The organism is Edaphobacter sp. FHG110511_03, assembly GCF_059115365.1.
Map to the genome: position 1 here is coordinate 315,866 of NZ_JBZYWL010000005.1, position 23,249 is coordinate 339,114.

General features: G+C 58.4%; 18 protein-coding genes. 12 read left to right on the forward strand and 6 right to left on the reverse strand.

The genetic code is table 11. The features are described 5' to 3' along the window. Nucleotides 1-39: 39 nt before the first annotated feature. The 8 genes from AC5S26_RS21135 to sdhB all read left to right on the forward strand — a co-directional run bounded on the left by AC5S26_RS21135 (nucleotide 40) and on the right by sdhB (nucleotide 7,580). Nucleotides 40-408, forward strand: coding sequence for a hypothetical protein (locus AC5S26_RS21135; protein WP_494186923.1), 369 nt, complete (start codon nucleotides 40-42; stop codon nucleotides 406-408). Nucleotides 409-584: 176 nt separating this feature from the next. Further along, nucleotides 585-1,934 carry a hypothetical protein gene (locus tag AC5S26_RS21140; protein WP_494186924.1) on the forward strand — a complete coding sequence of 450 codons (1,350 nt, stop codon included), beginning with the start codon at nucleotides 585-587 and terminating at the stop codon, nucleotides 1,932-1,934. A gap of 28 nt (nucleotides 1,935-1,962) precedes the next feature. Further along, entirely contained in the window at nucleotides 1,963-2,580 is a 618-nt protein-coding gene (locus tag AC5S26_RS21145) for a non-canonical purine NTP pyrophosphatase (RefSeq protein ID WP_494186925.1), read from the forward strand. 183 nt (nucleotides 2,581-2,763) lie between these two features. Further along, nucleotides 2,764-3,561: a succinate dehydrogenase/fumarate reductase transmembrane subunit gene (locus AC5S26_RS21150; RefSeq protein ID WP_494186926.1), complete on the forward strand. Its 798-nt coding sequence runs from the start codon at nucleotides 2,764-2,766 to the stop codon at nucleotides 3,559-3,561. A gap of 66 nt (nucleotides 3,562-3,627) precedes the next feature. Beyond that, nucleotides 3,628-5,403 (forward strand): succinate dehydrogenase flavoprotein subunit, encoded by a 1,776-nt coding sequence (gene sdhA, locus AC5S26_RS21155; RefSeq protein WP_494186927.1) that lies wholly within the window; start codon nucleotides 3,628-3,630, stop codon nucleotides 5,401-5,403. Nucleotides 5,404-5,497: 94 nt separating this feature from the next. Continuing rightward, nucleotides 5,498-5,710: a hypothetical protein gene (locus AC5S26_RS21160; RefSeq protein ID WP_494186928.1), complete on the forward strand. Its 213-nt coding sequence runs from the start codon at nucleotides 5,498-5,500 to the stop codon at nucleotides 5,708-5,710. A 100-nt stretch (nucleotides 5,711-5,810) separates the two neighbouring features. After that, nucleotides 5,811-6,806 (forward strand): acyltransferase family protein, encoded by a 996-nt coding sequence (locus AC5S26_RS21165; protein ID WP_494186929.1) that lies wholly within the window; start codon nucleotides 5,811-5,813, stop codon nucleotides 6,804-6,806. A gap of 12 nt (nucleotides 6,807-6,818) precedes the next feature. Beyond that, nucleotides 6,819-7,580 carry a succinate dehydrogenase iron-sulfur subunit gene (sdhB, locus tag AC5S26_RS21170; protein WP_494186930.1) on the forward strand — a complete coding sequence of 254 codons (762 nt, stop codon included), beginning with the start codon at nucleotides 6,819-6,821 and terminating at the stop codon, nucleotides 7,578-7,580. A gap of 110 nt (nucleotides 7,581-7,690) precedes the next feature. On the opposite strand, the gene AC5S26_RS21175 is transcribed toward sdhB, so the two are convergent. Then, the gene (locus AC5S26_RS21175; protein ID WP_494186931.1) at nucleotides 7,691-9,097 is read right to left on the reverse strand and encodes a hypothetical protein; all 1,407 of its coding nucleotides are present in this window, start codon (nucleotides 9,095-9,097) and stop codon (nucleotides 7,691-7,693) included. 141 nt (nucleotides 9,098-9,238) lie between these two features. On the opposite strand from AC5S26_RS21175, the gene AC5S26_RS21180 reads away from it, so the two are divergent. Then, the gene (locus tag AC5S26_RS21180) at nucleotides 9,239-10,246 is read left to right on the forward strand and encodes a zinc-binding alcohol dehydrogenase family protein (RefSeq protein ID WP_494186932.1); all 1,008 of its coding nucleotides are present in this window, start codon (nucleotides 9,239-9,241) and stop codon (nucleotides 10,244-10,246) included. A gap of 53 nt (nucleotides 10,247-10,299) precedes the next feature. Here the strand turns inward: AC5S26_RS21180 and AC5S26_RS21185 are convergent, their stop codons facing one another. Then, nucleotides 10,300-11,148 (reverse strand): IclR family transcriptional regulator, encoded by an 849-nt coding sequence (locus AC5S26_RS21185; protein ID WP_494186933.1) that lies wholly within the window; start codon nucleotides 11,146-11,148, stop codon nucleotides 10,300-10,302. A gap of 224 nt (nucleotides 11,149-11,372) precedes the next feature. Here AC5S26_RS21185 and AC5S26_RS21190 point away from each other — a divergent pair, with 224 nt between their 5' ends. Both AC5S26_RS21190 and AC5S26_RS21195 read left to right on the forward strand, forming a co-directional pair. After that, nucleotides 11,373-12,968: a DUF5060 domain-containing protein gene (locus AC5S26_RS21190; RefSeq protein WP_494186934.1), complete on the forward strand. Its 1,596-nt coding sequence runs from the start codon at nucleotides 11,373-11,375 to the stop codon at nucleotides 12,966-12,968. Between the two features lie 2 nt (nucleotides 12,969-12,970). Next, a complete protein-coding gene (locus tag AC5S26_RS21195) occupies nucleotides 12,971-15,718 on the forward strand; it encodes a hypothetical protein (RefSeq protein WP_494186935.1) in 2,748 nt (915 codons plus the stop codon). A gap of 186 nt (nucleotides 15,719-15,904) precedes the next feature. On the opposite strand, the gene AC5S26_RS21200 is transcribed toward AC5S26_RS21195, so the two are convergent. Then, complete coding sequence (locus tag AC5S26_RS21200) at nucleotides 15,905-16,873, reverse strand: LysR family transcriptional regulator (RefSeq protein WP_494186936.1); 969 nt, start codon at nucleotides 16,871-16,873, stop codon at nucleotides 15,905-15,907. Between the two features lie 135 nt (nucleotides 16,874-17,008). Between AC5S26_RS21200 and AC5S26_RS21205 the strand changes: the two genes are divergently transcribed. Continuing rightward, nucleotides 17,009-17,713, forward strand: coding sequence for an alpha/beta hydrolase (locus AC5S26_RS21205; RefSeq protein ID WP_494186937.1), 705 nt, complete (start codon nucleotides 17,009-17,011; stop codon nucleotides 17,711-17,713). A 127-nt stretch (nucleotides 17,714-17,840) separates the two neighbouring features. On the opposite strand, the gene AC5S26_RS21210 is transcribed toward AC5S26_RS21205, so the two are convergent. The 3 genes from AC5S26_RS21210 to AC5S26_RS21220 form a co-directional block, all read right to left on the reverse strand. Beyond that, complete coding sequence (locus AC5S26_RS21210) at nucleotides 17,841-18,815, reverse strand: glycoside hydrolase family 43 protein (RefSeq protein WP_494186938.1); 975 nt, start codon at nucleotides 18,813-18,815, stop codon at nucleotides 17,841-17,843. A gap of 161 nt (nucleotides 18,816-18,976) precedes the next feature. Further along, nucleotides 18,977-21,412, reverse strand: a complete 2,436-nt coding sequence (locus tag AC5S26_RS21215) for an SUMF1/EgtB/PvdO family nonheme iron enzyme (RefSeq protein WP_494186939.1) — start codon at nucleotides 21,410-21,412, stop codon at nucleotides 18,977-18,979. A gap of 14 nt (nucleotides 21,413-21,426) precedes the next feature. Continuing rightward, nucleotides 21,427-23,118 (reverse strand): MGH1-like glycoside hydrolase domain-containing protein, encoded by a 1,692-nt coding sequence (locus tag AC5S26_RS21220; RefSeq protein WP_494186940.1) that lies wholly within the window; start codon nucleotides 23,116-23,118, stop codon nucleotides 21,427-21,429. Nucleotides 23,119-23,249 lie beyond the last annotated feature (131 nt).

The following is a 23,249-nucleotide window of genomic DNA, read 5'->3' on the forward strand; positions in this document are numbered from 1 at the left end:
GTAACGGTTTCCTCGTGAATCCGTCTTAACAGAGACAGCATGAAGCACACGCTCTCGAACTTCGTCGCGATTCTCTGCCTGCTGGCATTCTTCGTCAGCTCCGCAGCCTGCCTCGTTGCGCCGTTAGCCGTGCAAAGCGCGAACGAAATGCACACGCACAGCATGAGCGGAGCCATGCATGCCTGCTGTCCGACTCACACTCCTGCCGATGGGCAGGTATCGAGCGCGTGCTGCACTGTGCATCATCAACCCGCCTCGGCCACCTCCACCTTCGAGTCGCAGCAACAAGGTCTCCCCGCTCTCGCTGCCTTTACACTTCCAGCACCGATCCGCTCGACAGCGAATGTTTCTTCGAGCGTGAGAACCGCACCTCAGCAGTACCCGCCTCTAATTGCCCTCCGCATCTGATTTCCACTCTTCCCTGAAGGCCTGCCTGCGTCCGTAAAACGCGTCAGTTGTATGCGTTTCCAGCAGACATCATTTTCGCCTTATCCCTCAGGAGAAATAGAGTCGTGACCCCGCGTATTCCACGTAGTTTGCTACGTTCTTTAGCACCCGTTTTTCTGTTCTCGAGCCTCGCCATAATGGCTCAACAGCCGTCCGCGATGCCCGACATGCCAATGCCTCGGATGGACCAGCAACAAGGTATGGCCCCCATGCCGCAGATGCCCGGCATGATGATGCAGCCTACGAATCTCATTCAAGCTCAGCTGAATCATCTCTCTTCCGGCACGACCGTGGAACCGGCATCAACGCCTATGTACATGATGATGGGACGCCATGGAGCATGGATGTGGATGCTGCACGGCGAAGCCTTCGTCACCGATATACAGCAACAGGCCGCGCAGACGCCTGAGGGCCGTCGTGGCGGCGACAAGCTCTTCTCCGCCAACTGGATCATGCCCATGGCGATGCGTCGTCTCGGCCCCGGTCAGCTTACTTTGCGTACGATGTTCTCGCTCGAGCCAGCTACCATCACGGATCGTCAGTACCCGCTCCTCTTCCAGCAGGGTGAGACCGCCTTCGGCAAACCCATCATCGACGGCCAGCATCCCCACAACTTCTTCATGGAAGTAGCCGCGCTCTATGACATTCGCCTCAGCGAACGCGTGCTTTTGAGCTTCTATGCTGCTCCCATTGGCGATCCCGCTATCGGCCCCTCCGCCTACCCTCATCGTATGTCTGCTTCTGAAAATCCCATCGCCGCGCTGGGCCATCACCAGGAGGACTCCACCCACATCGCCTACAACGTCCTGACCACGGGCCTTACATGGCGATGGTTCCGTATCGAAGGCTCGGGCTTCCACGGTGGCGAACCGTCCGAAGGCCGCTGGCAGTTCCAGCCCTCGTCGAACGGTCTCGCCATCGACAGCTACTCAACCCGGCTAACCATATCGCCCACAGCAAACCTGACTGGACAATACTCCATCGCTCGCATCACCAGCCCCGAAGCGCTCTACCCCCACGAAGACCAACTCCGCCAGACTGCATCCATCATGTACAACCGTCCCTTCGGTGACCGCGACGCGAATGGCCTCACTGTCGGCAACTGGTCGAACACCCTCATTTGGGGCCGCACTCGATCCATCACCAGCGGTCATGACGAGCACAAAGTCAACAGCTATCTTGCGGAATCGCTCTTCAAGTTCGCGCGCCGCAACTACGTCTGGACTCGCATCGAGAATGCCGGCCGCACCAGCGAGCTGCTCATCGCCCCAGGAAATTCTCTTCCTGACGGATTTGAAGAGGATCCCATAGGACACGTTCAGGCCTACAGCTTCGGCTACGATCGCGACTTCCGGCTAAGCCGGCATCTCACCGCCGCACCGGGCGCGCAGTTCACCACCTACACCACTCCTGATGCCCTCCGGTCCATGTACGGCGATCATCCCTGGGGGGTAGCAGCCTTTGTACGCTTCAGAATCGCACGCTAAGCAATCGTGTCGATGCTTGAATAGAGGAATGGACCTCTACGTCGCCACCTCGAACCCAGGCAAGCTCCGCGACTTCTCTGCTGCAGCGGCAGAGGTCGCGGGCACAAACGTCAAGCTTGAGACTCTGCCCGGCCTCTCTACGATCCCGGCGCCTCCCGAAGACGAGCCGACCTTCTCAGGCAACGCCTGCGCCAAGGCGATCTACTACTCGCTTCAATCTCCAGGCCTGATTGTCGTGGCAGATGACTCCGGGCTTGAAGTCGATGCTCTGGGAGGCGCGCCTGGTGTGCGCTCCGCGCGTTACGCCGAAGATACAGGCTTCGCTCCAGCCGAAGGTCTTCCTGTCGACGAGCGTAATAACCAGGTCCTTCTCGAATCGCTCAACGGCACCTCCGAAGCAGATCGCCGCGGGCGCTACCGCTGTGTCCTCGCAGCCGCGCGCGACGGTGAAGTCATCGCGACCGGAGACGGCACCGTGGAAGGAACTATCCTTGAGGCCGCACGTGGGACATTGGGTTTCGGGTACGATCCTCTGTTCTTCCTTCCGGAATTGGGGAAAACGATGGCCGAGCTTGAACCCGCCGCAAAGCTCTCTTTCAGCCATCGCGGACGCGCGCTCCGGGAGCTTTTACAGAAACTCTCATAGGAAAGCGATATCGGACCCAAAGACTCGCAATTTCGCGCCGTCTACTTAATCGCACAAACCTGTCGGTAATCGCACCAAAACCCCTTGATTCCTTGACTCTGTCTTAACCGGAGCGGAATAATCAGCCTGCTGCCGAAAATCTACGCGCAGCAGCACTCCCAACGAATCTCAAGGAGTTTCGCCATGGCAACCGCCGCACCGCCAGCCCCACCTGCCACTCCGCCTCTTCGCGGCGTGCAACCGCTTCGCGCTGGCGAAGGGCACTCCTTCTTCTGGCGCAGGCTGCACTCTCTCACCGGCATCGTGCCCATCGGCGCCTTCCTCATCGAGCACATCGTCTCGAACTTCGAGGCCCTTAACGGCCCGCTCGCCTACGCCCAGCAGGTAAAGTTCCTCAACTCACTACCCCTAGTCCGTGTACTCGAGTGGGGACTGATCTTCATCCCGCTCGCCTATCATGCCCTCTACGGTGTCTTCATCGCCGTCCGTGGCCGCTCGAACGTCAATGTCTACCCCTGGGCGGGTAATTGGATGTATCTCACTCAGCGCGTTACTGGCATCATCGCGTTGCTCTATATAGTGCAGCACCTCTGGCGACAGCGGTTTACCGGAGTCATGTTGCCCGAGCACCCCGGCGCGGCCTTCGCCAAGGTCCAGCACGAGCTCTCGAACCCCTGGATGCTTGCCATCTACGTCGTCGCGATGATCGCCACCACCTGGCACTTCGCCTACGGCGTCTGGCTCTTCGCCGCCAAGTGGGGTATCACTCCCGGCGATAAAGCGCGCAAGCGTCTCGGTTATGTCTGCGCCGTCGCCGGCATCGCGCTCTGCCTTATGGGACTCGCCAGCATGTACGCCTTCGTCGGCATCGACAAGTACAAGAACGCGCCCGAGGATGTGATGCCCGAGGTCTCCGAGCCGGCTCCAACAGCCTCGGTTCCAGCGCCCCCAAATACCGTCGCCGTCGTCTCACAAAAGTAATTCGGCTGTAGAAACGCCGCACCTGTAGATAAAAGAGGAGCTCGCGAAGCTCCTGAGGGACTAAGAATGGCAGCAGCAACTCCCAGAATCATCGTCGTAGGCGGAGGCCTCGCAGGTCTAGCAGCCGTCATCAAGATCGCCGAGGCGGGCGGCAACGTGGATCTCTTCTCCATCGTTCCGGTCAAGCGCTCCCACTCCGTCTGCGCTCAGGGCGGCATCAACTCCGCAAAGAACCTCAAGGGCGAAGGCGATAGCACCTGGGCTCACTTCGACGACACGGTTTACGGTGGCGACTTCCTCGCCAATCAGACCCCCGTCAAGCACATGTGCGAGCAGGGTCCGGCCATCATCGACCTTCTCGACCGCATGGGAGTCCCCTTCAATCGCACTCCCGAAGGCTTGTTGGACTTCCGTCGCTTCGGTGGGACATTATTTCACCGGACGGCGTTTGCAGGCGCCACCACTGGGCAGCAGCTCCTCTACGCGCTCGACGAGCAGGTTCGCCGCTACGAGGCCGAGGGCAAGGTCAAGAAATATGAAGGCTGGGAGTTCCTCTCCGCTGTGCTCGACTCCAAGGGTGCCGCCCGCGGAATTACCGCCATGGATCTCCGCACCATGGAGCTGCGCACCTTCCCGGCCGACGCCATCATCGTCTGCACCGGCGGCAACGGAGCCATCTTCGGAAAGTCCACCAATTCAGTCGTTTGCACCGGATCAGCTCAATCAGCCCTTTACCAGCAGGGGGCCTATTACGCGAACGGCGAGTTCATCCAAGTCCATCCCACCGCCATCCCCGGCGAAGACAAGCTCCGCCTCATGTCCGAATCGGCCCGCGGCGAAGGTGGCCGCGTCTGGGTCCCCAAGGACAAGAACGATAAGCGCGCGGCGCAATCCATCCCCGAGAGCGATCGCTGGTACTTCCTCGAAGAGTGGTACCCCAAGTACGGCAACCTCGTCCCGCGCGACGTCGCCACCCGCGCCATCTTCAAGGTCGTCTACGAGCACGGCATGGGCATCGACGGTCAGCCGATGGTCTACCTCGACGTCTCCCACCTCGCGCCGGAGCGCCAGAACAAGCTGGAAGGCATCCTTGAGATCTACGAGAAGTTCGTTGGAGACGATCCTCGCAAAGTTCCCATGAAGATCTTCCCCGGTATGCACTACACCATGGGCGGCCTATGGGTGGACTTCAACCAGCAGACCAACATCCCCGGTGTCTTCGCTGCGGGAGAGGCAGACTACTCCATCCACGGAGCCAATCGCCTTGGCGCTAACTCCCTCCTCTCCTGCATCTACGGGGGCTTCGTCGCCGGCCCCCAGGCCTTGCACTACGCAAAGTCACTGGCGTCTCCAGAGGGAGACGGCGGCCACGCAGCCGAGCTGCAGCGACAGAAGGAGAACAACAACGTCCTTCTCAACAATCCCGGCACCGAGAACCCGTTCAAGCTCTGGCGCGAGCTTGGTGAAACCATGACCAAGCACGCCACCATCATCCGCTACAACGCTGGGCTGGAGGAAGCCGACGCCAAGATCGTCGAGCTGCAGCAGCGCTACCGCAACATCAATCTCTCGGACAAGAGCCAGTGGGCCAACACCAGCTTCGCCTTCGCCCGGCAGCTCTACAACATGCTTGAGCTCGCCAGGGTCATCGTGCAGGGCGCCAAGCTTCGTGATGAATCGCGCGGAGCCCACTACAAGCCTGATTTCCCCGAGCGAAACGATGAGAAGTTCCTGAAGACCACCAAGGCAAGCTTCGTTAACGATGCGCCTAAATTTGAGTTTGAGGATGTAGACATCAGCCACATCACGCCGCGCCCACGTCGTTACGACGCCACGGCCTGAAGGGAGGTCGTACCTCCCTCCCGAAACGGGAACGCAGGAAAAATTTCGATGGTACCGATTATCCCTCCAACCCGCTCGCGCCATCTAACCGGTCATGACGGAGATGATCTCGAACTATTTCGTGTTCATCGTTCTTCCGGTAATCTTCATTGCGGTCTGGAGTTACGTGATTCTCTACAACAGAAGTATTCGCAAGAGAGTCAGACAGATCGAAGCCTCCGGAAGACACCTTACCTGCGAGGAAGAGGGTATCTCTCTCGCGACGCTCGAGAAGGAACACGCCGGACATACCGGCAGCATCTTCTAGATTTCGTCGCCAGCCCATTCGCCTCCAGGACGTGGGAAAGTTCTGCTTCTGATCAGCACTCACTCTCTTACAAATTCTTCTTACGCCGAGTGTGCTCTTCATGAGGCGAGAGAACAACTTCGACATCATCCGCCTGCTGCTGGCTATCGTCGTCGTCTTCTTTCACGTCGGCTCCATCAGCGGAGCACCCGTCTTTGAGAATATTCCGCGTTACTTCAGCGGACATCTCGCTGTCGAAGGCTTCTTCGCAATCTCCGGCTTTCTGATCTTCGCCAGTTACGAGCGTTGCTCTTCCTTGCAGGACTACTTCATCAAGCGCGCTGCCCGCATTCTTCCCGGCTATTGGCTGGCTGCGGCTTTTTGCCTCGCGATCGCCTTCTTTTACGGCAGCTTCCACGTCATCCCCTTCCTTCTGGCGAATCTCACCTTTGCAAACTTTCTCGCTGGCTCTATTCCAGGTGTCTTTGATTCGAATCCGATGACTGGCATGAATGGAGCCCTGTGGACCATCAAGATCGAGGTGATGTTTTACATCGCCGTGCCCATCATCGTCTGGCTATGCCGCCGTCTCAATCGCGACGCCGTGCTCTGGTCACTCTTTGTCCTCTCCATCGTGTATCGCGTTCTCATGGCCGATCACAACACGTTTGCGCTCCAGCTTCCCGGCCAGCTCTCTTTCTTCATGATCGGTGCGCTCATCCATTACCACGTTCAGTGGTTTGAAGCGCACGGCCGCTGGCTCACCCTCGGCGCTGTTCTGCTCTACCTGGCGCATGTTGCTACCGGATGGTTCCTCTTCCGCCCCGCAGCTATTGCTACCCTTACTCTCAGCGCATCGCTTCTCTTCCCTGTCATCAAGGGACCCACTCGCTGGGGAGACTTCTCCTATGGCATCTACGTGCAGCACTGGCCCGTCATCCAAATCTTCGTAGCCATAGGCCTCTATCGGACCCGCCCCTGGGTCGCGCTCGCTCTTACTCTCGTGACCGTCGCCATCGGCGCGGTTCTCTCCTGGTTCCTTGTAGAAAAACCGTCTCTGGCACTTGCACATTCACGACGGATCAAGACTCGCTATCCCGCCGTTACCCCTAGTTAAGGAAACAGACCCATGCCCAGCACAATCAAAGTCGAGATCAAGCGGCAAGCCAGCCCCGAGGCCGCAGCCATCACCGAGAAGTTTGAGATCCCCTATCGTCCCGGGATGAACATCACCTCGCTTCTCGGCGAAATTGCGCTCAATCCCGTCGACGTAGCCGGCAAACCGACCACGCCGGTCACCTACGATTCGAACTGTCTTGAGGAGATCTGCGGCTCCTGCGCCATGCTGATCAACGGCAAGGCACGCATGGCCTGCTCCGCCCTGGTCGATAAGCTTATGGGCTCCGACATGGCCCAGCCCATTACGCTTGCGCCTCTCTCGAAGTTCCCCATCGTACGCGACCTCGCGGTCGACCGTTCCGTCCTGTTCGAGAACCTCAAGAAGGTCAAGGCCTGGGTTCCCATCGATGGAACCTACGACCTCGGCGCCGGCCCACGACAGTTCCCACAGGTGCAGGAGCAGCGTTATCCGCTCTCCAATTGCATCTCCTGCTGCTGCTGCATGGAGGTCTGCCCTCAGTTCAACGATGTCACCAACTTCGTCGGCGCCGCGACCATCGCCCAGGCAAAGCTGTTCAATATGGACCCATCCGGCGCAGTTCTCTCCCAGGACCGCCTCCGCGCCCTCGCCGGCGATGGCGGAATCCAGGAGTGCGGCTTCGCTCAGAACTGCGTTCAGGCCTGCCCCAAGGAGCTCCCTCTTACCGAAGCCATCAGTGACATGGGACGCGATGTCTTTGTGCAACAGGTCAAGGATCTCTTTACCCGCTAGACCGGCAACAAGTTTGTCTCTGAGAGACGATCACACAGCCGCGCGTTAGGAAAGGGAGAGCTTCGGCTCTCCCTTTTTCTTTCGAAGTACCGCATCCAGCCATCGATGCCTTAAGAGTGAGGATGGCCTGTCAGCCGAAATACGGTTGCCGTATAGGCAGGCGCTACAGCGACCTTCTGAGCCCGCAGAGGTGAGGCCGAAATCTCCACTCCGTCCTTCGCGTCGATTGCGGGTGCCTGCAAAGTGAGAACAGAAACTGCACTGCCTCCTGCGGGCATCGAACAGGTTACCGACTCCGACGTCTTATTGATCAGCACGAGCTCACGCTTCCCAGCCCTGTCAAAGACAAAGGCTTCGACCCGCGGATCGGCATCGCGAAGAGTCGCGTTTACCAACTTCGAGCCGACGAAACGCTGCGCAAATCGAATCCCGAAGAACTCCGGCCGCCGCGTGAGACCCGTCGAAGGAGCTCCGGCGATGGGTGTGTAGTAGCCATTCCCACCTCCATGCAGATTCACCCCGGCCCAGCCGCGGCTCATACAGGCAAGCATGTATCCGACACACCACAGTGCCGACGCGAAGGTATCGGACACCCCGGCCTTGCCTCCATCCCAACACGAGTTCCCCTCCGACATGCGATAGGGAAGATGCGTCTGCTTCTGCGCCGCTTCAATCAAGGGAAGATCGCGAGATTTCAGAGTCGTCAGCTTCGGCTCGGCGGACAGCAGATTCTCGAGCGTAGCCTGAGGATTGCCGGCTGGACCCATGGCATAGTAGTGACTCGTTAGCAGAATCACATCAGGATGCTTTGCAGCTTCGTCAGCGAAGGCAGTAAGGTAAGCGAGCTTGTTCGAGATGTCCGGCCCAGCAAAACGAGCTTGAGGAGTAGTCTTCACAATCGCTTCGCGAAACCGGGTCCACTCTGCGATGTAATCAGCCGGCATATAACTGGCAGGTCGATATCGATTGCGAAAGCTGTCCGGCTCATTGCCTATTTGAAAGGCGACCAGGCGGGATCCAAGAATCTTCTGTACGGCTGCAGCCTCACGCCCGGCATTCTCAATGCTCCCCTGCCCCAGGTTGAGACCGTAAAGACAATTCCAATTCGTCGCTTCAAGAAAGCTGCGAAGGTTGCGCAAAGCCAATGCAGATGTCACGGTCCCATTCTTTACAGTCTTTGAAGTATCCGGTCCGAAGACCTCAAAGGGAGGCGAGCCAGCAGGCGACTCTTCAGAATATGTGGTGAACTCGCTGGAGCCGCCACCAAGACGCAGGTTGCCGTGGGGGGCAAGCTCGCGAAAGAGCCCGACGAGCTGCTCGTTTTTCGCGGAAAAGAAATCCAGGTTCGCCAGTTGCGCGCTTTCGTACGAAAGGCCAACAAAGTCTTTCGCGACCGGATTCGTGACGACGTCACCGATCGTGAGAGAAGGATTGGCGGCTTGCTGCATCTGGCCTGCCCCAGTGCGGGAGACCAAAACCGAAGCGGCAAGCGCTCCCAGAAAATCGCGGCGATCCATGCCTATCTCGCTCTCACTGGAAGATCGTATTTGTGCGCGCTGCTGAAGCCTGCATACACTAGGGCCATAAAAAAGAGTCTATTCTGTAAATGAAAATAAATGCTTGTTTATGACAGCACGCTCCAAAACAGAGGATGAGAGATGAAAGCTGTATCACTACTCGGAGCCGGAGAGGCCCGTGTCGTAGAGACGCCTGAACCGCGGAAAACCGCTGGAGACCTGCTGCTAAAAGTGGAGATGGTGGGGCTTTGCGGAACGGATCTCAATAGCTTCCGCGGTAAGAATCCGTTAGTGGTCTATCCGCGAATCATCGGCCACGAGATTGCCGCCACCGTAATCGAAGGCTCTTCCGCAACTCCTCCGGGAACGCACGTGACAGTATCGCCTTATACAAGTTGCGGAAGCTGCGCTTCCTGTCTTCGAGGGAGATTCAACGCCTGCCAAGGCAACCAGACCTTTGGCGTGCAGCGCGATGGCGCATTGACCGAATGGATCGCCGTCCCCGAGGAGAAGGTATACCCTTCCTCGCTTTCGTTGAAGGAGCTCTGTCTGGTTGAGCCTCTTACCGTGGGCGTTCATGCAGTGGCTCGCGGCCGTGTCACCGCTGAAGATGTGGTCGTGGTCTTTGGATGCGGCGGCGTAGGACTCGGAGCGATCGCTGGCGCTGCCTTCCGCGGAGCCCGCACGATTGCCGTCGACCTCGACGACACAAAACTGGAGACCGCGCGCGCAGCCGGTGCAACCGACCTGATTCACTCGGCGCGCGAAGACTTTCGAGCGCGCCTGCGCGAGGTCACCAAAGGCCGTGGCCCCGACGTCGTCATCGAAGCAATCGGTCTGCCGGAGACCTTTCGCGCGGCAGTCGAGGAGGTCGCCTTCACAGGCCGAGTGGTGTACATCGGCTACGCAAAGGAACCAATTGCTTATGAGACCAAGCTTTTCGTGCAGAAGGAACTGGATATCATGGGATCGCGTAATGCGTTGCCACAGGACTTCCGCGAGGTGATTGCGATGCTTGAACGTGGGCACTTTCCCGTCGAGCGCGCGATCTCGGCAATCGTAAGCATGGAGGAGACACCCGCCATCCTCGCGAAGTGGTCCTCCGCCCCGGCAGACTTCACCAAGATCATGGTTCAGGTCGGCAGATAAACCGCTGGTCCTCCCAGCGGCTTGTTCTCATAGCTCTTTATACGCAATCCGATCTACAGCCGCTTCGCGATAGCCCGGGCTGATTCCAGCAGGGCGGCTTGAATCTCGGCTTCATGCTTGGCGTCCATACGGATCGTCGGAGTAGAAAGACTGATGGCTGCAACGACTCTGTCCCCTTCCATCCGGATGGGGGCGCTGAAACAGATTCCGCCGCGAATCGACTCTTCACGGTCCGAGGCGATGCTGGTCTTGCGAATCTCAGTGAACTCCGCAAGCAGCTTCTTCCGATCGGTGATGGTGTGCTCCGTGCGCGGCATCAGGCCATAGACCTCAAGCATGCGATCCGCCAGCGAACGATCCTGGAAGGCCGTAATCGCCTTACCCATGGCAGAGCAGTGCGGCGGGAGCACTCGCCCGATCTTGTTGGTCATGCGGATCTCGTGAAATGTCTCCAGACAATCGAGCACGTGGATGCGGTCGTCGAAGAGATACGCGAGGCTCGCGGTTTCGTTAAAGGCGTTGACCAGCTTTTCCATCTCAGGACGGGCGGTCTCGCGCACATGCTCCGCGGCGCGAACCAGCCACCCGAAGATCAGTCGTGGTGCAAGCTGATAGGTGCCGTCGCGATGTTGCTGCAGGTATTCATGGTGCTCCAGCGTCCTGAGGACACGGAACAGGGAGGATTCCGGAAGCTTCATCTGTCCGCTGATCTCTTTGAGCGACAGCGGAGTCTGGCCATCAAAACAATTCAGGACCTCGAGCGCCCGGCCGATCGATCGAAGATAGTAAACCTCATCGTTCGAGGAAGGCTCGCCATTATTTTCAAGCGCCCACTTGGGAAGGCGCCGGCGAACGGATACCTTGGGTGCCGCTGGTGCAGAAACCGTTTTGGATTTTTTCATGCGCACTCTCAGAAAGATTCCGTAAAGATGAAACATCCACTAAAAATCGATTTATCGTCAGCGTCATTGTAAATGGCCATCGAGATTATAATTTTAGTTTATTTGAAATAACTTTCAAATATGTCATTGATAGCCCTGCAAATGGCTGGTTAGAACGACTTAGTTGCAATTTTTGACTCATGAAGCAGTATGCAAACCTGTGAAACCCACCGGAAGGGGCCAAAATGAATCGCAGAGACATGCTGAAGATGAGCGCGGCCACACTAGCCGGCTCACTGCAGCCAGGGGCCGTGGCCGAAATCGCCTCCGAACAAACTAGCGCTGAACGAGTAGAACAGTGGGGTGTCTTCGAAGTTGTTTTGAAAGGTCCCTCCTCAGGAAACCCCTTCCAGGAAGTTGTGCTAACCGCGGAGTTCATGCATGAACACCGCTCAGTTCAGGTGAAGGGCTTCTACGATGGCGAGGGAACTTACCGTATCCGATTTATGCCGGATACGACCGGCATCTGGACCTACACGACAATAAGCCAGACTGCGGAACTGAAGGGCCATAGCGGCAGGTTTACCTGTACGCCTGCAAGCACCAGCAACCATGGTCCTGTAACCACAGCGCATCGTTTTCATTTCGTCCACGCCGACGGCACTCCATATTTTCCCTTCGGAACCACGACGTATGCGTTTCTCTTTACCGGGGAAGAGAACGCGGCAAACTCGCTGGCCGGGATGAAGGGTGTATTCAACAAAAGCCGCGTCTGCGTGCTTCCCAAGCCTATCGGACAAGGGCCGCAGATCCTCCCGTTTCCGAATACGGACGCATCTCCACAGGGACGCGGCGGCACCAACGACTACACACGCTTCAACCCGGAGTATTTCCACCTGGTCGAGAAGCGCATTCTGGAACTGCAGGCTGCGGACATCGAAGCCGACTGCATCCTCTTTCATCCCTACGATGCCTGGGGATATAAGGCGATGCCGAATGAGGTAGACGACTTCTATCTGCGATATGCTGTGGCGCGGCTTTCCGCCTATCGGAATGTGTGGTGGGCTATTGCAAACGAATATGACCTCGTGAAAGCGAAGACGATGTCGGACTGGGACCGCTTCTTTCGCATCGTGCAGGCGGAAGATCCATACGGTCACCTGCGCTCGATCCATCACTCCGGCGTGATCTATGACCACTCCAAGCCCTGGTGCACCCATGCCAGCCTGCAAAGCTACGATTTCGAGAAGTCCGCAGAGCGGCGTCTGGCCTGGAACAAGCCGATTGTCTACGACGAGATCCAGTACGAGGGTGATGTCGAGCGGCGATGGGGGAACCTGTCCGCCGAAGAGATGACGCGGAGGTTCTGGCTCGCGACCATCCGCGGAAGCTACGCCTCGCACGGCGAGGTCTTCATCTCCGACGAAACCGGACCGCATGCGCATGAATCCAGCTGGTCCGATGCCGGACGTCTCCGCGGGGAATCGGCTCATCGCATCGCCTTCCTGCATGATGTTGTGCGGAAATACACCAAGATCGGACTCAACGAGTTCGAAGGGTCGTACTATCTGTCCGCCGGAACACCAAACGAGCTCTACCTCTGGTACTTCGACTATCACCGGCCCGCTCGATATGAGTTTCCGCTCCCGAATACCTCGAACTTTGAAGCATCTCTGATTGACCCCTTCGAAATGAAAGAAACGAAACTTCCCGGAACCTTCTCAGGAAAATCGCGAGTAAAGCTTCCGAACAGACCGTTTCAGGCGATCGTTTTTCGGAAGGTCTCCGATGTAACAGGAAAGCCAACGGGCAAAGCACCGACAGCAGAGGTTCTGGACTAGACATGATTAAGACTCTGGCGGTTGCAGCTTTGTGGTGTAGCTCGATTTCCGCTTTCGCGGTTCCACGCGTTGAGGTCTCTACCAGGGCAACTCCAAGAGAGAAGTTTGCGGCAGAGCGGCTGCGCGTGGCAGTTGCGAAGCTTTCCGGCAACGAGCGCATTCTGCTGGCAACCCAGCATGATCCCCTGCTGGAGAAGTTTGGCGCGAAGGTCCCCGAGCTATGGCCCAATGCAAAAGAAGCATTCGCACTGAAACGAATCGATAACACCATCGTTGTCGAAGGATCTGATCCATCTGGCGTGCTCTACGGCGCGGAGGAGCTAGCGGATCGCATTCGTGCGACAGGTTCGCTGCCGGAGAAACTGGACTTTATCGATCACCCGCAGTTGAAGATTCGCGGAGCGGTGATCGGATTACAGAAGCCGGAGCTGACCTACGAAAACGCGGAGTACGACTACCCATACACCCAGAAAGATTTTTCCTGGTTCTACGACAAGGCGGAGTGGACGAAGTATCTGGACGCTCTGGTCCAGCAGCGGACCAATGCTCTGTTTTTATGGAACGGGCATCCATTCACTTCCCTGCTGAAGCTGCCGAAGTATCCTGAGGCCCAGGAGCTGCCATCCGCGCAGCTGGAGCAGAACATCGAGATGTTTCGCTGGCTGACCGCAGAGGCGGATAAGCGCGGGATATGGGTGTTGCAGGGGTTCTACAATATTCATCTTTCGCACAACTTCGCCCGCGCTCACAACCTGCCGTTTCACCTGTCGGCACCCTCGGAGCTTTCGAGCGCGTACACGCGGTACTGCATCTCGGAGTTCATTCGCGAGTATCCGAACGTCGGAATCTTCATGACGCTGGGCGAAGCGATGGGTCCGCACTACGGGCCGGAGTGGCTGACGAAGACCATCATCCCGGGCGTGCTCGACGGTCTTGCCGAGCAGGAGAAGGCGGTGGGTCATCCCGTTCCTCAGCCTCCGATCGTGGTGCGGGCGCATGCGACCGACATCGAGAAGGCGATGCCTGCAGCTACCGCGCTCTACTCCAACATCGACACGATGTGGAAGTGGAACGGCGAGTCGTTTACGTGGACGAATATTCGCGGGCCAGTGAAACAGCGCTTCGAGACGCTGGTGAAGGGCTCGAACAACACGATTGTAAACTTGCACCTGATGTCGAACTTCGAGCCGTTTCGCTGGGGGAACCCCGACTTCGTCCGCGAGACGACGCGGAGTTTTGTGCGGATCGGAATCGGCGGAGTGCACGTCTATCCGCTGCGCTACTGGGATTGGCCGAACTCGGCAGATAAGACCGAGCCGCTGTTGCAGCAAACCGATCGTGATTGGATCTGGTTCGCAAGCTGGGCGCGTTATGCGTGGAACCCCGAGCGCGATCCAAAGCTGGAGCAGACGTACTGGACCGAGCAGTTCGCGCGGCGCTTTGCGGTTCCGGGCAACCTGGACTCCGCGGGGCACAGTCCGCTGGTGGTGGGTGCCGAGAGCGTCGATGTTTTCGCAGACCAGAAGCATAACCTTACCCCCGCACAGATGCAGGCTGGAGCGCATCTGCTGGCGGCGTATGAGCTCTCCGGCGTCACTGAGCCGGAGGTGATTCGCCGCTTGGGAATTACCGAGGGCAACCGGCAAGTGCTGTCGTTGGGAATGACCATGCCGCAGCTGATCGATGCCGCTCGTTTCAACCCGGCGCAGACGCTGTGGACAGGGGATGCTCCGGATGGCGAGAGGCTGGATGAGTGGGTGGCCAATGAGGTCAACCACGGCAAGCATCATGGCGAAAATCCGCTGGGTGTGGCTAACGACGCGATGCAGAAGTCCGCAGAGTCCGTGCGCGAGGCCGAGGCGGCAGCGCCTGGAATCGCGGCGGATGCGAAGCCCGAGTACGAGCGCGTGCTGAACGACATGCGCGCGATCGCTGCCTTGATGGCGTTCTACAATTCTAAAGTGCAGGCCGCGGCCTTGGTTATGCGCTACGGCTACGATCACGATGCGAGTCACCTTGCCGAAGCACGCTCTCTGCTGGCCGAGAGCGTTCAGGACTTCGCGACGCTGACGCAACTGACAGACACCACCTATCGCAACGCAGCTGGCATGCAAACCTCGCAGCGGCAGATCCCGGTGCGTGGAGGTCCACAGACCAACCACTGGCGCGATCTTTTACCGGTGTATCAGAAGGAGCTTGCGGTCTTCGACAGACGGCTGACGAAGCTGAAGGCCGGAGGCGCTTCCCAACCCTCTGCAGATCATGTGGAGCGTCTGCCGGAGATCGGCTTCAAACTGCGATCAGACGATGGCCAGGCGTTTACTGTGGCTAAGGGGGCGAGCCTCTACTCCAACCAGGAGGCTCCGATCACTTCGGTTGCACCGGAGCTGGATGGGCTGCACGGCATCCGCGTCTCCACGCGGCAGGGGACTCCGATCCGCTTCACGCTGGATAAGCCGGCGCAGATTCTGGTGGGCTTCTTCAAGTCGGAGTCGCGCAAGGCGATGAATGTATCGCCGGATACCGAGCAGTGGAACATCGTGCTGCCGAATGCCATCTCCCAGACGAAGGGACTACCGATCAGCGTGTGGGCTAAGCCACTGCCTGCGGGGGAGAACGATCTCGATCTCGGCAAAGGAGCTTATGTGGTCCTCGGCTTTATCCCGGAGACGACGCATGTGACGCCGCATGTAAGCTTCGATCCGAACAGCAAGGAACCACCCAATCTGGATTGGATGTTCGAGGACTAGGCCCCCCTACGGAAATTGCGCAAAGTCTTCATTCCTTGGGACATAGCTTCGGACTAAGTTTGCAAAATACTGATAATGCATGGTTTACTCGCAAAGTATTGGGAATATTGCGTTTAGAGCCATGAAGTTTGGCTTAAAAGAAAAACCCCGGGATGGGACCCGGGGCTTTTCTCTTTTAATTCTAAGTCAACGACGGGAACGAATCGGCAAGATTCGTCCGCTTGCTTTGTTCAACTTAGGCGAATTTGCGCTTGACAGCGCTTTCCCGGCCCGGACGAGGGTCAGCTCATCTGCCCGAAGCAAAAACTTCTTGAGCAACGGAGAGGTATTCGATTTGTTGTATCCCATCACGAGATCGATGGTCGGAACCTCGCCGCGCAAAGGCCGGGCGACTACAGAAGGAATCAGCGCATTTTGTACGTAGGTTGGCAATAAGGTAAAGCCTCCTGTAGACGCGACCAGCGACATTCCACCCGATAGAGTTTCGGCATCGTAGATCTGCTTCAGTTTGATGCCAATCTTCGCCGCGTACTCTTCGATCACGGTCTTGAGCACGGGCGCGGCACGGGCTGTGCTGATAAAGTCCTCGCGACAGATATCCTCCGGCCGTATTGCTTTATGCCGAGCCAGGCGGTGGCGAGAAGGCAGGACCGCGACCAGAGGCTCCTTGACGAGAAATTTGAAGTCCAGACCAGCGGTCCGCGTCTCGCGTCTCAGCAGAGCCACATCGATCTCTCCCTGCATCAAGGCATTGGCGAGTTCGGGCGAGGATTTCGTCGTGATCGTAACGTCGACATCAGCCGCCTCCTCGCGCAGGATTTTCAAAGCCGCTGACAACCAGATCACTTCCTGTCCCGGCAGGAAGCCCAGTCCAAAACCGGGTTTGTGAGGCCGCTCGGTGTTTCGTGCAGCTTCGCACGCTACCTCAATCTGCATCAGCGCCAGTCGTGCATGATCGAGGAATACCCGCCCAGCCGCAGTGAGCTCGATGCCTCGCGCTTTTCGCTCCAGCAGCTTCACGCCGAGTTCCATTTCGAGATCGCGGATCTGGCGGCTTAGCGAAGGCTGTGCAGTGTGGAGTCGCCGCTCGGCAGCGTGCAGAAGGCTGCCTTCCTCGGCGACCGCAATGAAATACCGGAGATGACGAAGTTCCATTTTTACCTCGCTATCTATGCTTCATAAGCATAGATCACGCAGTCAAAGTATTTGTGCAAGCGCCTGATGCGGAGGAACCTATTGCCAACGGATAACGCTCATGTTGTCCGAAATTCAAATCTCAGGAGTATCAGTATGTCATCACAACGCAAACCAACCATCGTGTTCTGCCACGGCATTTGGGCCGATGGCTCTTGCTTCAGCAAGCTCATCCCGGCGTTGCAGGCGGACGGGCATGAGGTGATTGCAGTCCAATATGGTCTCGACTCGTTTGAAGAGGACGTGGCTACGGTAAAGCGCACGCTCAACCGCGTCGGTAGCCCTGTCCTCCTCGTGGGCCATTCCTACGGCGGCGCTACCATTACCGCCTCGGGCGTAGATGATCGCGTGGCCGGCCTCGTCTACATTGGAGCGGTCGCGCCGGATGTCGGCGAGACTGTACAGCAGCAACTCGACAAATATCCGTCGGATATCTTCTCTCGCGTTGAGGTCGCGGACGGGCGCGCCTGGATGCTTCCGAATGGGACTGAGTTTTTCGCGGGAGACCTTTCGGAGGAGGAACAGAAGCTCGTCTGGGCCACGCATATTGCGCCTGTGGCTGATTTGTTCCAGCAGCAAAAGATCAAGAGCACACCGTGGAAATCAAAACCGAGCTGGTACATCTTGACCAAGCAAGACCACACTGTGCATCCCGATCTCCAGCGGTGGGTCTCGAAGCGTATGGGAGCGACTGTGGTTGAGGTGGAGAGCAGCCACGTTCCCATGCTCTCTCAACCTGACGTTGTCATCGACGTGATCCGTAAAGCTGCCAAAGCAATCCAAGGAAACACGACAGCCTAGCTAGGCTGCGATTTCTAATCTTCGACAGACCGTCGTCAGGCGGTCTGTCTTTTTTTATAAAAGGTCGTACGAATTTCAGGCGCGGTCTTGATTCCTTGTATACGGCAATCTGGAAGCCGGTTAAAACCTATCGCGTTATGGAAGCGGGTGAGTCTTGACGGGAGAGGAGGCGTTTCGCCTCCGCTTCGGTGACTTGAAAGAAGCTTCCGTGCTTGCAGGCTGCGGGCAGGTGGATCTTGTCGTCGGCGCTTGTCCAATGAATCCAGTCGGTGGTTTCGGCTGTTTCAAAGCGGGGATTCGGCGGGCGATAGTGGTCGTAGTAGACGATGAATTTATCGCCTGCCTGAATGACACTTGGTCCCTCGGACCAGCTCGCGTTGATGGGAGCGGAGAGTGGGCCCCAGGGACCCTCCACCGTGGGACCGGAGGTCCAGCGCTCGTTGTAGCGAAGCGGGTCAGGGGTTTGATCCTTGAGCACCATCACCACATCTTTTTTGCCTGCGAAGCTGCGGTGGAAGAGCGTGGCGTCGATCACGGGAAAGCCGCGGTCGAAGAACTTCTCCGGCTTCGAGAAGCTCTGCCAATCCTTCGTGCGCGAGGCCCAGAGACGAAGGCCTTCCCCTTCTGTTTGTCCGGCGACGGGATCGAAGGCGCTGGACCAGAGGATGAGCCATTGTTTTTTATCCTTGTCCCAGTAGGTCTCCGGTGCCCAGGTGTTGTGGACGTTGGGAAAGGCTCCCATGATCTCGACCTTGCGCTGCGGCGTCCAGGTGAGCAGGTCTTCGGAGTTGGAAGTTCCTATGGAGTTGCCGCGCCAGCCCCAGGTCCAGACCATACGGAAGCCGTGATCATTCGAATTGCGCGTGAGGAAGACGTCGCGCATGATCTCGCCGGGCTCGCTGGGTTTGAGCCAGGGCTGACCGTCATTAAGTGGCGTGAAGGTGTAGCCATCGCGGCTGAGCGCGAGGTAGATGCCCTGCGAGCCGGGCTCCTTGAAGTAGGCGAAGACCCACGGGTCTGTCGGTTTGGTCTGGGCTTCAAGGTGGAGGCCTGCCGCAGCGAGGCTAAAGAGGAGCAGGGATTTCAGGATGCTTCGTCTCATGTTCACCAGGGTCAATGTGTATCCGTCGGCTGAAGTTCTGTGGCGACGCGAGCGAAATACAGGGATTCTTCGACTTCGCTGCGCTTCGCTCAGAATGACGATTGTCGAAGGTTCGCTCAGAATGCGGTTCCTTCAGCGGTCTTTGATGACTTTGAGATGGCTTACTCGCCTGGAGGCGGCGGAAGCTTGTCGGCTCCGGGGATTTTATCGAATGGGCCATCAGGAACATCGCTGGACAGGAGCGTCTTGCCGCGCCAGTGTGAGGTTGCAGTGCGCTTGCCTTGCGCGTCGAAGTTGTCCCAGGTCCAGGTTCCGTCGGCGGTGTAGGTCTTCACCCAGATGGGTGTGCCGTCTTCGCGCTGATAGCGTTCTTCTCCGGTCTTCTCACCGGCGTGAAAGCTGACGGTCCACATGGGCTTGCCGCTGGGATAGAAGAAGTGTTCGGTTCCCTCAAGCAGAACGCGGCCATCGGCGGCGCGGCCGGCGCTCCATGTGGCTTTGGTCTTGCCGTTGGGATAACGCTCGGTGAAAGGCTGGACGTGGGTGAGGTCACCGGCTCGAGTTTGCGTATCTCCTGCGGACTTGTCGAGAATCCACGCCTCGTTGAGCTCGATCTCGTAGTTGACTTTATTCTTCGATGTGACGACGTGGATGACGCCATCGGGCCCTTGTGTGGCGGTGGTGTAACCGACGGTCAGGACGTTCGCGGGAAGCCGCTTGATCGTCCAGGTCTTTGCGTCGTCGTTCGAAAGAGCGACGTAGCTTCCGTCTTTGTGGAGATGCTTCTGATGTGTCGGATTGAAATCGGAGACGAAGAACAAGCGGCCGCTCTTCAGGCGAATGACGCTGGGACGCTCGCCGCTCATCAGCTCGTCGAAGGGCGTCTCGGACTTGGTCCAGATCTTGCCGTCATCGCGTGAGGTCGCCATCGGCATGTGGCCGTTGATCTCGGAGTTCTTGCCGCCGATGCCGAGAAGGTCTCCATTCTTTGCGAAGACGATGGTGGTGTGACGGCCAGCGGTGCGGCCACCGGTGTCGGACCAGGTCTTACCTTCGTCGGCGGTCTTCCAGACGGCACTGATGGAGCCGTTGCCATCGGGGTCGCGGCCCGTGGAGTCGGTGGGAATGTAGATCGCACCGTTGGGTCCACGCACGATGCTGTTGATGGGCTGCGAGACATAGCGCCCGATGGGCTGGGGAAAGACGGGAAAGTGAGCGGGCGACCAGGTGGCCCCGCTGTCATTCGAAGTGGCCCAGGCGAAAGGCGGAGCTCCGATGAGGCGTGCGAAGCCCCAGAAGAACCATGTTTTGCCGCCGGGCTGGGCCTGGTGGACGGGGTCGTTCCAGATGACGGGCGCGGCGAGCCCGGCGTCTCCGAAGACGGGCCAGGGCTCAGGCATGTCCCATTGGTTGGAACCAGCGCGGCGACGGAGCGTCATGACGGTCTGGTCGGGATCGTCTTCCTGATCCGGCGTGTTGTAGTAAGCAGCGAGAAGATCACCGTTGGGAAGCACCTGGATGGCGGAGTTGTGATAGTTGATGCCGAGGCCGGGAGCCAAGCCGAGTTTCCAGCCGATGCCGCGCATGTTTTTATCGCCGACATTGGCGAAGAGCTCATGCGTGCGATAAAGCGGGCGGCTCATGTCGGGCGTATCGATGGCTTTGCTGAGCGCGGGGCCGTCGAGAATGGAATGCTGTTTGATCGCAGTCTGAAAGAAGTACTGCCATGCAGGAGTATGTGCGCCTGTCGGCATGGGAGCCTGCGCAACGCGAAAGCCAACGTTGCCGGTATGCGATGCATACGACGGAGGCAAGCTGGCGCGGTTGGAAGGGCGCGTGAAGTACGGCGAGGTTGCGGGAACATTGAGATCGGCGGAGGTCTTGGTCGCGGTGTGACGCCAGTCTAGGCCTCCACCACGAATGACGCGCGTCATGCCAGAGGAGGCTCCGGTGGGATCCGTCTGCCCGGTGGGTTGATAGGGACCATACCAGTCGAGGGTCCACTCGGGACGGCCGAGCTCCATGTTTTTAACGCCGAAGGCATTGGCCTGATCGACGGAGAGTGGGGTGTCTGAAGCGCCATACAGATGCTTGCCTCCGGCGCGGGCGACGTACTCCCACTCGGCTTCGGTGGGCAGGCGCCAGGGCTTGCCGGTCTTCTTTGTAAGCCAGCGGCAGTAGGCCATGGCCTGATCCCAGCTGACACCTGCGGCATAGGCAGGTGTAGCGGAGAGGGCTTTATAGGAGGGATCGAACTTTGCGAACTCCTCGGGCGAGACCTGGGTGATGCCGATCTGAAAATCTTTGGTGATGCGAACGCGATGCGCGGGAACTTCGTCGAAGTCGCCATGCTTGGGCCGGGAGGACATGACTCCGAAGCCCTTGGTGATCGAAGGTGTGAGCGCAGCGGCGTCGGCACCCATGAGGAACTCGCCGGGAGCGATGTGTGCGGTTGCGGGAACTCCGTTCGCGGAGATGGGAGGCGCTTCGCCCGGCATGCGGGCGAGGACACCATCCTTCTGCGCCAGGGCGGGATGTACCAGAACGCATGCCAGCGCCAATCCTGCCGCCAAAGAGATCCCTCTACGATGTCTCACACTTTCCTCCTGTGTTATTTGCTCAGCAGATCGGCGTCGAGCGGGCCAAGCTCATTTCGTTTTGCTACGACGCGGCCATCGACTGCGATCCACATTCCCTTGCCGCGTTTGTAGCGCTGGCCAGTGCTGTCCCAGGCGATGGTGAGGCGATGACCGTGATATGGGAGCTCGTCGATGGCGAAGTAGCTCCACTGCTTTGCGGAGACGAGCGGATGCACGACGAGACGATTGCCAGATTGAGGGCGAAGGCCGATGAGCCCCGTGATGAGCGGGTCTACGAAGCCTGAGTGGTTGTAGTAGTTGCCGCGGCCGATCTGCTTGTTCTTTTCGATCAGCATGCGCTTGGCGATCCATTCATTGGTGTCGGCGTCGTAGTCTTCGTCGATCCAGTCGATCAGGCGGCCGTCGGCGAGCTTGATATGCTGCGCGAGAACGTAACGGCTGAAGAGCTTGTAGAAATCTTCGGGGCCTGTGGTGTGAGGGCCGGGAGTGTTCTGGTAGGCTGCAAGCGCGTTGAGGGTCTGGGTCATCGCAAAGGGCCACGCGGGGCCGTTCCATGTGCACTGGTCGGAGCTGGCGAAGCGGAAGCGTGGGTTGCGTCGCTCTGCGGTAGTGGCTCCGTACTTGCCATCGAAGCCCTGGGGATCGAAGAGCTGCTTCCACGCGGCGTCGTGATCCGGCGCGGGCGAGCTGAAGAACCACGGGTTGTAACCGATGAGCTCGCGAACGCCGGAGAGCTGCATGGTGGTGCCCGGATCGATGAACTTCTTTTGTGCGCGAATGCCGGAGTCCTTCGCCGGCGAGACGACTTCGTAGAACTGATCTTTCGGATTCCAGAGAATGGTTTCGATGAGGCGGTTCAGCTTGTCGGCTTTGGCATCGTATTCCGCTGCGAGAGTGGTGTTGCCAGCAGCGCGCGCTGTCGCAGCGATGGCGCGGGCGTCGGAGACCATGTAGCTGTTCAGCGTGGGGCGATAGCCGTCTCCGCTGATGCTCTTCTCCATGGCGTCGCGGGTATCGATGGACCAGAAGAGACCGTTCGCGTCCTGCTGGGTGGTCTCCCAGTCGTGATAGACGCGGGTCATCTCGGGAAGCAGGCTGGTGGCGAAGGGTGTGTCTCCGTTGGCGAGGGAGACGTCGCGAGCGGCGGTCGCCATGGCGTCGGAATATTTGCGGCTATCGACGTCGGGACGATACCAGTAGCGGGCATCGTCTTCGGCGATGGAGCGATCGTGCAGCCAGCGAGCCTCGCCGAGATGGAAGGGCACGGCGTCGGGAAGCGCGCCGAAGCTGCCGTCCTTGAAGTCCGGCTTGGGCAGCCATTCGGTGATGATGTATCCCGTGGGCGTGTGCACGAGATGCTTCTTCCACGCACACCAGCGGAAGTAGTACATCTCCTCGAAAGATTTGTCGGAGGAGTCGAACCAGGGGATCTCGCGCTCCATCCAGGACCACGCAGATTCCGGCAGCTGGCCAGCAGCAGCGGGCTCGCCGTTGTAGAGCTTTCCTGTGGCGACTTGCTCGTCCGTCTCGAAGGTCTGCACGTAGTGGCGGTAGTCATCGGGATGCAGGAGAGAGCGCTGTTCTATGCCCTGCGCAAGGACAGAGGTCGCGAGCAGAAGAGGCGGAAGCAGGAGCCGGATTGGGGCAGAGAGGGGCAAATGTGTGTCGGTAAAGACGGTGAAGATCTCCGTGAACGAGATCACTATATTGGATGGACCACGTGATTCGCAACAATAATGGAAGTTAATTTATATTTCGAAAGTAATTTCAAATTAAATCGGAAGTGAGCAACTGGGATCCCTTCCGGGAAGCGACAAGGCGAAATACAGGGATC